General features: G+C 29.9%; 12 protein-coding genes. 3 read left to right on the top strand and 9 right to left on the bottom strand.

Annotated elements, in window-relative coordinates:
- Positions 1-34 precede the first annotated feature (34 nt).
- Complete coding sequence (locus ACW9UN_RS02775; protein ID WP_459483685.1) at positions 35-1924, top strand: DUF349 domain-containing protein; 1890 nt, start codon at positions 35-37, stop codon at positions 1922-1924.
- A 73-nt stretch (positions 1925-1997) separates the two neighbouring features.
- On the opposite strand, the gene ACW9UN_RS02770 is transcribed toward ACW9UN_RS02775, so the two are convergent.
- Both ACW9UN_RS02770 and ACW9UN_RS02765 read right to left on the bottom strand, forming a co-directional pair.
- On the bottom strand, positions 1998-2771 hold the full coding sequence (locus tag ACW9UN_RS02770; RefSeq protein WP_459483683.1) for a zinc ribbon domain-containing protein: 774 nt from the start codon (positions 2769-2771) through the stop codon (positions 1998-2000).
- 2 nt (positions 2772-2773) lie between these two features.
- Entirely contained in the window at positions 2774-3868 is a 1095-nt protein-coding gene (locus tag ACW9UN_RS02765) for a Nif3-like dinuclear metal center hexameric protein (RefSeq protein WP_459483681.1), read from the bottom strand.
- 76 nt (positions 3869-3944) lie between these two features.
- On the opposite strand from ACW9UN_RS02765, the gene lpxK reads away from it, so the two are divergent.
- Positions 3945-4976 (top strand): tetraacyldisaccharide 4'-kinase, encoded by a 1032-nt coding sequence (gene lpxK, locus ACW9UN_RS02760; protein ID WP_459483679.1) that lies wholly within the window; start codon positions 3945-3947, stop codon positions 4974-4976.
- Positions 4977-5125: 149 nt separating this feature from the next.
- Positions 5126-5614: a thioredoxin family protein gene (locus ACW9UN_RS02755; RefSeq protein ID WP_459483678.1), complete on the top strand. Its 489-nt coding sequence runs from the start codon at positions 5126-5128 to the stop codon at positions 5612-5614.
- 55 nt (positions 5615-5669) lie between these two features.
- Here ACW9UN_RS02755 and ACW9UN_RS02750 read toward each other — a convergent pair whose 3' ends face one another.
- From ACW9UN_RS02750 to ACW9UN_RS02720, 7 genes are all read right to left on the bottom strand, one after another.
- A complete protein-coding gene (locus ACW9UN_RS02750; RefSeq protein WP_459483677.1) occupies positions 5670-6770 on the bottom strand; it encodes an OmpA family protein in 1101 nt (366 codons plus the stop codon).
- Positions 6771-6863: 93 nt separating this feature from the next.
- Positions 6864-7766 carry a Ppx/GppA phosphatase family protein gene (locus tag ACW9UN_RS02745; RefSeq protein WP_459483675.1) on the bottom strand — a complete coding sequence of 301 codons (903 nt, stop codon included), beginning with the start codon at positions 7764-7766 and terminating at the stop codon, positions 6864-6866.
- A 1-nt stretch (position 7767) separates the two neighbouring features.
- Positions 7768-8256 carry a SixA phosphatase family protein gene (locus tag ACW9UN_RS02740; RefSeq protein WP_397446095.1) on the bottom strand — a complete coding sequence of 163 codons (489 nt, stop codon included), beginning with the start codon at positions 8254-8256 and terminating at the stop codon, positions 7768-7770.
- Positions 8257-8289: 33 nt separating this feature from the next.
- Positions 8290-8937, bottom strand: a complete 648-nt coding sequence (pdxH, locus tag ACW9UN_RS02735; protein ID WP_459483673.1) for a pyridoxamine 5'-phosphate oxidase — start codon at positions 8935-8937, stop codon at positions 8290-8292.
- 120 nt (positions 8938-9057) lie between these two features.
- Entirely contained in the window at positions 9058-10008 is a 951-nt protein-coding gene (locus ACW9UN_RS02730) for a succinylglutamate desuccinylase/aspartoacylase family protein (protein ID WP_459483671.1), read from the bottom strand.
- The gene (rimK, locus tag ACW9UN_RS02725; RefSeq protein WP_459483670.1) at positions 9998-10873 is read right to left on the bottom strand and encodes a 30S ribosomal protein S6--L-glutamate ligase; all 876 of its coding nucleotides are present in this window, start codon (positions 10871-10873) and stop codon (positions 9998-10000) included. The genes ACW9UN_RS02730 and rimK overlap by 11 nt, the downstream gene beginning before the upstream one ends.
- The gene (locus ACW9UN_RS02720) at positions 10870-11310 is read right to left on the bottom strand and encodes an ATP-dependent zinc protease family protein (protein WP_459483668.1); all 441 of its coding nucleotides are present in this window, start codon (positions 11308-11310) and stop codon (positions 10870-10872) included. Before ACW9UN_RS02720 ends, rimK begins: the two co-directional genes overlap by 4 nt.
- Between the last annotated feature and the right edge of the window lie 38 nt (positions 11311-11348).

Here is an 11348-nt window from a genome sequence, read left to right as displayed (position 1 = left end):
AATACTATATACAGACCTTTTAAACATAGTAATTATGTTGGATAAAAATGAAAAAAACGTTGAAAAATCGGAAACATCTTCATCAGAAGAAGTAAAAAAGTCAATAAATACCGCATCTGAAACACCAAAAGAAGTAGTTGATGAAAATTCTGAAGCAGTAAATGAAATTGAAAATTCGGTTGCCGAAAATTCAGAAAAAAATGAGGGCAAAGCACAAGAAGCAACTATTGTAGATTATTCTAAGTTTACTTTAGAAGAGTTAGTTGTTGCTTTGCAAAAAACATTAAAAGATGGTCCGATACAAGCTATTAAATCTCAAATAGATTCAATAAAAAGTACTTTTAATCAGAAATTTGGTGCTTTATTAGCAGAAAAAAAAGCAGCATTTTTAGCAGAAGGAGGCAACGCTATTGATTTTCAATTTTCTAGCCCAGTAAAGATAGAATACAATCGTTTATTAGGAGATTATAAAAAGCAAAGAGATGCTTATTATAAAAATTTAGAAAAAGAACTGAATCAAAATTTAGAAAAACGAGTTCAGGTTATTGAAAGCTTAAAAGAGTTAATTGAAGAGGCCGATGCTAAGACAATGTATAAAAACTTCAAGCAGCTACAAGATACTTGGAAAACAATAGGTCCTGTTCCAAAATCTTATTATAACGATACTTGGAAAATATACCATCATCATGTAGAGCGTTTTTATGATTTACTGCACTTAAGCAATGATTTTAGAGATTTAGACTTTAAATACAACCTAGAAGAAAAACTTAAAATTATAGCAAAAGCAGAAGCACTAACAACTGAGGCAGATATTAATTATGCTTCTAAAGAATTGCAAGAATTACATAGAGCTTGGAAAGAAGATATAGGACCAGTAGCCAAAGAAATGCGAGAAGAGATCTGGCATAAATTTAGTGTAGCAACCAAAAAGATTCATGATAAGAGGCACAACCATTTTAAACAGATGCGCTCTAAACATCAAGAAATTATAGATAAAAAAGAGGCAGTTGTAGCTTTAATTAATGCTTACGACACATCTAATAATAAAACACATAACGATTGGCAAAAAAGTATTGATGATATTGAGACGTTAAGAAAACAATACTTTGATGCAGGTAAATTACCTTACTCTAAGAGTGAGGAAGTTTGGCAAAAATTTAAAGCTGCTACCAAAAAGTTTAATAGTGCTAAAAACACTTTTTATAAAAACGAAAAGAGTATTCAGCAAGAAAATTTAAACAAAAAACTAGCTTTAATAGAACTTGCAGAATCTTTAAAAGATAGCGAAGATTGGGAAATGGCAACTAATGCCATGAAAAAAGTTCAATCAGATTGGAAAAAAATCGGACATGTTCCTAGAAAATTTTCAGATGAAGTTTGGAAACGTTTCAAAGCTGCATGTAATCATTATTTTGATCGTTATCACCAACAAAAAAATGCTATCAGTAAAGAAGAGTTACTAACTGTTGCCTCAAAAAAACAATTTTTAGAAGATGTAAAGGAAATAAAAGATCCTACAAAAGAAACCATCTTAAAAGCAATTGAAGATTGGAGAGAATTAGGGCGGTTACCAAGAAATGCACGTCATTTAGAGGGTAAGTTTAACAAGCAAATAGATAAAATGTTAAGCAATTTATCTTTAGATAAAACCGAAGTTGCTATGTTAAAATTTACCAACGTAGTAGATGGTTATGCTGCTGAAAACGACACTAGAAAATTAGATTCAGAACAACTTTTTGTGAGAAAAAAGATAGATGAAATTGTAAGAGAAATACAGCAATTAGAAAATAATTTAGGTTTTTTCTCTAATGCAAAAGACGATAATCCTTTAGTGGTTAATGTAAAAAATAAAGTAAATGAATTTAAAGATGATTTAGCAATCTGGAAACAAAAACTAAGTTATCTAAAAAAGTTAGATTATTAATAGATTGTTAATATTTATTGCACAAAAAACTCGAAGCTTTTGCTTCGAGTTTTTTTATATTTATGCAGATATATTAAGAAAACAATTTATCCATTTTCTCTTTTTCTTCAGCAGCTAAAGCAGCATCAACTAAAATACGTCCACTATGTTCGTCTATGGTAATTTTTTTTCTATTTGCAATTTCTAATTGCACTTGAGGCGGAATTGTAAAATAAGAGCCACCAGAGGCACCTCTCTCTATAGCTACAACAGCCAAACCATTTTTTACTTTGGTTCTTATTCTATTATATGCCGCAAACAAATGCGCATCTAAAGAATCACCAAACTCTTTAGATTTTTTTAATAAAAGCTCTTCTTCTTTACGTGTTTCTTGTAAAATAGCATCTAACTCAGCTTTTTTGTGCTCTAAATGTTTTTCTTGTTTTGCAAGTTTTTCTTTAGTAGCATCAATTACCTCATGTTTTTGCGCAATTTTAGCTTTATACTCATTAATTCTTTTTTCTGCCAATTGAATTTCTAAATCTTGATATTCAATTTCTTTAGATAAAGAGTCAAATTCTCTGTTATTTCTTACTTTCTTCTGTTGTTCTTCGTACTTTTTCATTAAAGCATTAGATTCATCAATCGCTAACTTTTTGTTATTGATATCAGTTTCTAAATTAGTAACATCTTTATTTAAATTAGCAATTCGAGTATTCAATCCAGCAACTTCATCTTCTAAATCTTCAACCTCTAAAGGTAATTCTCCTCTAACATTTCTAATTTCGTCAATTCTAGAGTCTATTAATTGTAAGTCATATAAAGCTCTTAATTTTGCTTCAACCGAAATTTCTTTCTTCTTTGCCATGATTATATATAGTATATAGGATTCGTACTTTTTTCTGATAAAACGTTTGCAAAATTACTAAATTTTTTCGTAAGATAGTCAACCAAAAGGTTTTTTGTAAACTGTTCGCTTTCATAATGTCCAATATCAGCTAAAAGAATATTATTTTCTGCTTTAAAAAAGTCGTGATATTTAAAATCTGCACTTATATACGCATCTGCTCCAGCTCTTTTAGCGTTTGAAATAGCAAAACTACCTGAGCCACCTAAAACAGCTACTCTTTTTATTTTTTTGTTGATAAATGACGAATGACGTACACAGCTTGTTTGCATCGTTTTTTTTAGGTACAACAGAAATTCTTTTTCACCCATATCTTGAGGTAGTTCACCAATCATTCCCATACCAATATTTTGATGGATATTTTCTAAGGTAATAATTTCGTATGCTACTTCTTCATAAGAATGATGTTTTTGCAAAGCTTTTAAAATGTTACTTTCATTTTTACTTTCAAAAGTAACTGTAAGCTTTATTTCATTTGCAGTTTCTAATTTGCCTTTTTCACCCAAAACCGGATTCGACTCTTCATTGCCTTTAAAAGTACCCACTCCAGAAACAGAGAATGAACAATGATCATAATTACCAATGTTTCCAGCACCCGCAGCAAATAATGCAGACTTTAATTCTTCTTTATTTTCAGCGGGTACAAAAGTGTTCAGTTTTTTTATGATTCCCTTTTTAGGAATTAAAATTTTAGTATTATTCAGCCCTAAAACTTCTGCTATTTTTGCAGAAACTCCTACTTTTGAGTTGTCTAAAGCAGTATGTGTAGCGTAAATAGCAATATCATTTTTAATAGCTTTAAGAACTACACGCTCTACATAAGTAGTACCATTTAATTTTTTTAAACCGCTAAAAATAATAGGATGAAAACTTATAATTAAGTTACAATTGTTAGCAATTGCTTTTTCAACAGTTTCTTCTAAGGTGTCTAAAGTTACTAAAATACCAGATACAGTTGTGTTATAGTTGCCAACTAATAAACCCACATTGTCAAAATCTTCAGCATAATTTAAAGGGGCAATTTCTTCTATGTAATTTGTAATATCTTTTATTATCATACAGGTAAACTAAATCAGAATCCAAAGTTAGCATTTTCAACGCATCAATCCATAAAAATGACTTATTTTCGTATTGATGAAATTTTTTCGATTTTTATTATTTCCGTTAGCAGTAATTTATGATGTTGTGACAACTATCAGAAATTTCTTTTTTGATGTAGGTTTTTTTAAACAAACCTCTTTTCAAATTCCTATAATCATTGTTGGTAACCTAAGTGTAGGTGGTACAGGTAAAACCCCTCAAATAGAGTATTTAATAAGGTTGTTAAAAGAAACCTTTAAGGTATCTGTTTTAAGTAGAGGATATAAGCGTAAAACTAATGGTTATGTTTTGTTGAATGATAATCATACTGCTTTAGATGTGGGTGATGAACCTCTGCAATATTATAAAAAATTTACTAACATTAATGTAGCTGTAGATGCAAATAGGGTAGAAGGGGTTACAAATTTAATTGATCAAAAATCTCCAGAAGTTGTATTGTTAGATGATGCTTATCAGCATAGAAAAATAAAAGGCAGCTTGTATATTCTACTCACTAAGTATAACGATTTATTTACAGACGATTTTTTGTTACCAACTGGTAATTTAAGAGAAAGTAGAAAAGGGGCAGCAAGGGCAGATATTATTATTGTTACAAAGTGCCCACCTAATTTAGGTTTAGATAAGCAGCAACAAATAAAAAGAAGATTACAACATTACAAAAAGGATGTTTTTTTTACTTTTATTTCATATGGTCATTTAGTTTCTGTTAAAAATAAATTAGCAATAAACGTTTTAATAGATTATGAAGTTGTTTTAGTTACAGGAATTGCAAACCCAACTCCATTATTAGAGTTTTTAGAAATTAAAAATATTAACTTTAAACACTTAAAATATCAAGATCACCACCAATTTTCAAAGAACGATATTAAACAGATACAATCAGCCTTTAATAGTATAAAGTATGAAAAGAAAATAGTATTAACCACTGAAAAAGATTATGTTCGGTTAAAAGAATTTATAGTCGATATTTATTTTATTGAAATTGAAACTACATTTTTAGATAATCAAAACGAAGTTTTTAACAAGCAAATTACTCGTCATATACAACAAAACCGATGTTGTTAACATCGGTTTTTCTTTTTTGAGTTTTTTGTTAGAAGCTATCATTAAAATGATTACTTAACACTTGTAAGACACATTATTTTTTAACAAGTCACATTTTAAATTTTATATTGGTATTATTTTTGATATTTTTGAATAAACAAAGGTATATTATGAATAAATTCTTAGTTTTTTTTGCGATTGGCTTTTTGGCTTTTCAGTCTATGCAATCTCAAATAATTACAGCAGATAGTGTAAGCGTTTTTGAATCTAAAAAGGTTGAACTTAATTGGACACCAACGTATAAAGAAGCGCTAAAGATTTCTAGGAAAGAAAAGAAACCTGTTTTAATTTATTTTACAGGATCTGATTGGTGTGAACCATGTAAAGTTTTAAATGATGAATTATTTTATACAGATAAATTTAAATCTATTTCTGATAATGAATTAGTATTGTTAGAAGTAGATATTCCAAGAAGAAAAGATTTAATTGATCCTGATAAGATGAGTGAAAATTTATATTTAAAAGAAAAATATAAGGTAAAATCTTTTCCCACATTAATGGTAGTGAATCATAGAGGTAAAAAAATAGCAGAAAAAAAAGGGTATGTTATGACGGAATATTATTATCCTTTTTTTAAAGAAGTTATCAGAAAATATTAAACATAAAAAAACCAAAGTACAATTACTTTGGTTTTTTTATAAATGAAATTGATTCTTAATTTTGATTTACAACTCTAAAAGTTGTTCTTCTGTTTACAGAGTGTTCTGCTTCAGAACATTTAACATTGTCTGAACATTTATTAAGTAATCTAGATTCTCCAAACCCTTTTGCGAATAATTGACTTGGATTGATACCTTTAGAAATTAAGTAGTCTGTAACTGCTTTCGCTCTTCGGTCAGATAAATCTTGATTATCACTTTTAGTACCTCTCATGTCTGTGTGAGACTCAATATAAACAGCAACACCATCTTTTAAAATTGGTAATAATCTTGCATCAATAATTTGTTTTGCCCCATCATTTAAAACAGCACTAGAAAAGTCCCAATTAATTGGTAACGGAGTATTGTCAATTAGTTCACAATCAACAGCTTTCCAAGAAGTAAGCCCTCCTTTTCTAACCAAAATTTGTTTGTTAACAGATCTATATACTGCAGGTACAATTACTTCTTCAGTTCTTGCATCTTTAACCAAAATTGTCTTTTCAATAGTTTTATATTCTGGCTCTGTTTTTACAATACTAGTGGTTGGTGGCTTTACCATTACTTTTCTTTTGTAAGTTTTTTTAACACCAGGAATAGGAATTTTTGTAACAGAAGCATCTTTTTGTAGTTTTTCTACAGGCATGGTTTTAAACTCTGCAGGTTTTGGTTTGTAACACCAATATCTACAATCATCAGGATTGCTAGACTCGCAATTTGGTAGTTTTTCACTCATTTCCCAGCTTGCAGTGGCCGCCTTTATCTCAACAGTTTCAAAGCCTTGAACAAAAACTGCTTTTTCTGTTTCTATTTTTGTACCATCTTCTTTTTCAAAATACGTAACCTCTTGAGTTCCCCAAACTGCTGGTACCACTAAAATTTTTTGACCAGCCTCTTTAATTAAAACCTTTTCTTGAATTGTCTTATATTCAGCAGGATAAGTAATTATTTTCTTATATTCTGGAGATACAGCAACGTTTATAGTTTCGTTTTTATACACATCTGGCGTTTTACAACGAACATAACACTTACCAGGTTCAGGGTTTGGTGGTAAATCCTGACCAAAAGACATTGCAGCCATCATTAGAAAAACTGCGCTTAATAGAATTTTTTTCATTTTTTTAAATATTAATAAATACTTTGATGTAGTCGATTAGCATTGAGCCAAATGTACTAAAAACATTTAAAAATCGGCAGTAAAAACAAGAAATTATAGTTTGTTGTAGTATAAACTTTTTATGATACCATCTGCAAGACCAATTTTAGGAACATATATTTTTCTAGAGCCACTCCATTTCATTGCAGAAAGATAAATTTTTGTTGCAGGAATTATAACATCTGCTCTATCAGGGTTTAAACTTAATTCAGAGATTCTTTCTTGGTAGCTCATTTGTTTTAAAAATTGATATTGAGCGTTTAAATAAATGTAAGAAATGGGTTTACCTTCTGTTCTACCAGACATTTTAAACAGTTTATTGATGTTTCCTCCAGAACCAATTAAGGCTATTTTTTTAAGATTTTTAGTGTTTTTGGTAATCCATTTTTCAACACTGGCAAAGATTTCTTTATTTACTGATTTTTTATTGTTTAATAAACGCACTGTACCCATCTTAAAAGATTTTGAATTGGTGATTTTACCTCCAGAAAAAATAGTAAATTCTGTACTTCCTCCACCAACATCTACATATAAATAAGAATTATCACCTTTAATAAGCTGATTTAAATCGGTTGAAGATATAATAGCAGCTTCTTCTTTACCACCAATAATATCTATTTGAATTCCTGTTTTATCTAAAATTTCTGCAACAACCTCATTTCCATTTTTAGCCTCTCTCATTGCTGAAGTTGCACAGGCTTTATAGCGCTCTACATTATGTACTTCCATTAATAGCTGAAAGGCCTTCATAGCGTTTACCATTCTAGTAATGTTTTCATCACTAATAAAACCTTTTACAAAAGCATCTGCTCCTAAACGAATAGGTACTCGCACCAAAGAAGATTTTTTAAACTGGGTTTCTTTACCTTCTTTTATAACGATATTAGAAACTAATAGTCGTATTGCGTTAGACCCTATATCTATAGCACCATATTTTTTTATTGTTAAAGCACTCAAATTATTTATGATTTTTAGGGAATTCGATCATAAATGTTTTCCCTTTTTTAATATTTTTCCAATGTTTTTCTTGAAACTTAAGACCTATAATTCCACAAGTGGTTACATGTGCAATGGGTTTGCTGCCAAACTTATTTACAAAAGTGTTGATACCATGATCGTGACTAAAAATAATAGCAGAATTAAAGGCATCATCTAAAGCACTTACTGTTTTTACCAAATAACCGTCACTAAAACTGTATAATTGCCTGCTAATTTGAAGGTTTGATAAAGGAAAACCTAAGTTGTCACAAAATATAATTGCGGTGTGTAAGGCTCTATTTGCACTACTAGAAACAAAAACATCAGGTCTATCAATATTTTTCGACAAAAATTTAGACATTAAATGAGCGTCTTTAATTCCTCTTTTTTTTAATGGTCTATCTACATCATCAATTCCTGAATATTCCCAAGACGATTTTGCATGACGAACTATATACAGTGTTTTCATTTATTTTGGTTAATGGTTTTGTAAATATAAAAATTAAGGTGATAAACGGTCAAGTTTCCAAGAAAAATCTTTTTGTAACTCGTATCGTAACCTGTCATGCATTCTGTTGGGTCTTCCTTGCCAGAACTCTATAGAAATAGGTTTCACCAAATAGCCTCCCCAGTGTTTTGGTCTTAAAATTTCTTTTCCTTCAAAATTTCTTTCAAACATTTTTAAATTTGCTTCTAATTCTTCTCTAGATGCTACTACAGTACTTTGATTAGAGGCCCAAGCACCTAATTTACTACCATCAGGTCTAGATTCAAAATAACCATCAGATAAATTTTCGGCTAGTTTTTCGGCATTGCCTTTAATGATAATTTGCTGTTCTAAAGCTGGCCAAAAAAAAGAACAACAAATATTATTATTAGCAGCAATAGCTTTTCCTTTTTCTGAGGTATAATTGGTATAGAAAATAAAACCTTCCCAGGTGATTTTTTTTAGTAAAACAACTCTATTTTTAGGGAATCCGTCTAACCCAATAGTAGATACATGCATAGCGTTGGTTTCTTCTACAGTGTTTGATTCGTCTGCGTTTCTAAACCAAGTTTGAAATAATTCTATAGGATTTTCAGGACAATTTTTTTCTAAAAGTTCTTGCTTTTCATATGATTTTCTGTAGTCACTTAAGTCTTTAGTCATATTGTTTCTTTGAGGATTACACAAAAATACGAATGTTTTTTAGCTAATAAAAACGCGTAATTTGAGATTATTTTTAAAAAAATTAACTTTTTTAAAAACACTAAGTGTTGGTATAAAATGTTAATTTTCAATACTTAGGTGAAATAATGCATCACCTTTATTAACAATAGGTGTTTTATTAATACAAAATACAAATCCATTAAAAGGAGCATAGATTTTCTTTTTAAATTCACCAAACGGATCTTGAACGATACCTAAAACGTCTCTTTTTTTAACAAAAGTGCCATTAAAAACCATCACCTTTAACATACCAGAGTCTGAAGCTCTAATCCACTTTGATTTTTTTACAAAAATAGGTTTTTCTCTTACAGTTATTTCGCCTTTAATTAAACCTAAATGAATCAATACATTTCGTGTTCCATTAACACCTTCGTTAATAATTGTTGGATTTAATTCGTACGATTTTCCGCCCTCAAAAAGCAAAACGGTTTTACCCATTTTATGTAATGTTTCTCGTAGTGATTTTACAATGTTATTAGAAAATAAAATCATTGGTGGATTAAAAATTTTGGCTAATTGTAGTCCTTTATCATCATTTTTATTACATCTAATTTGGGCAATATTATCTCTTAAACCACCACCAGTATGAAAATCGATTACATAATCTACAAATGGGGCTATTTTTTCTGAAAACTGGTAGGCAAATTGGCTAGCTAGAGAGCCGTTTTGTGTACCAGGAAACATCCTATTTAAATCTCTACCATCAGGAAACTCTCGCGTATGTATTAAATATCCAAAAATATTAAATACAGGTATACAAATAATAGTTCCTTTTTGTGGCTTATTTAGTTTTTGATCTATAATTTCTCTAATAATGCCAACTCCATTGGTTTCATCTCCATGAATACCTGCTAAAAGTAATACTACAGGGCCAGGTTTTGTGGAGTGCTCTATAATTACTGGAACATTTATTGGTGTTCTTGTATGCAGTTTTGCAACTTTTAAATCAATTACAGTGCGTTTTCCTTCAGGAATAACTTTACCAAGCAGTGTAAACGGTTTACTCAACATGAATCTCTAAGTATCTTATAATTTCTTTGGCAATATTTTTTCCTGTGGCTACTTCTATACCTTCTAAACCAGGCGATGAGTTAACTTCTAAAACCAAAGGGCCTTTTGCAGATTGTAGCATATCAACCCCAGCAACACCTAAACCAAGTGCTTTAGTTGCTTTTAAAGCTGTTTTTTCTTCTTCATCTGTTAATTCTATTACAGTTGCATTTCCTCCTCTGTGTAAATTAGAACGAAATTCTCCAGCTTTTCCTTGACGTTTCATTGCACCTATTACTTTACCATCAACCACAAAAGCTCTAATATCTGCACCACCAGCTTCTTTAATAAACTGTTGTGCAATTACTCTGGCTCCTAAGCCATTAAAAGCTTCTAAAACTGAAGTTGCTGCATTTTTAGTTTCTGCTAAAACTACCCCTAAACCTTGTGTGCCTTCTAGTAATTTTAATACTAAAGGAGCGCCACCTACAGAATCTACTACATGTTCTACATCTTTAGTATAGTTGGTGAAAACAGTTTTTGGTAAACCAACACCCGCTCTTGCTAAAATTTGTAAACTACTTAATTTATCTCTAGATCTTGTTAAGGCTTGAGAACTAACAGAAGTAAATACCTTCATCATTTCAAATTGTCGAATAACGGCTGTACCATAAAAGGTAACAGAAGCACCAATTCTTGGTATTATGGCATCAACATTAGAAATATACTCTCCTTTATAGTAAATTTTAGGTGATTTTTTTTCGATAACAATATCACATTTTAAATGATCTACAACAAAAACCTCATGTTTTCTCTTTTCTGCAGCTTCTACTAATCTTTTTGTAGAATATAATTTAGGATTTCTAGATAGAATAACTATTCTCATTTGTTTGTATGTTTTAATTTATGTGATAGGTTTTTTTTAGCAGTATCTATGATAAATTTTTTATTCAAAAATTTTCTTCCCAATAATATGGGAAATTTCATGTCTTTTCGTTCTGTTAGTGTTAAATAAATAGGAAAGATTGTATTGAAAATTAAAATTTCTGTTTGAATCATAAATCTTGTTTCAGAAATTCCATTAGAACTTTTAACAATTTTAGAAGTGTAGTTTTTAACGGTAAACTCTTTATTATTGTACAAAGAATGCTCTGGGTCTAACAATGTAAACTTAATAAAGGGCGTATTGTTTAGAGAAATTTCTTCTATGTTAGAACAATGTATGGATGATGTATAAGCGCCTGAATCGATTTTTACATCAATTTGTTTTAAGGATAATTCAGGAAAATCGGCTTTATCAACCCTGCCAATTGTAATTTTCATAATAAAATATTAAAAAGTAAAATTAAGAATACTTATTG

Source organism: Polaribacter litoreus (genome assembly GCF_054584775.1).
Note: the sequence above shows the minus strand (reverse complement) of the source record. Positions and strands in the feature narration are given on the sequence as shown.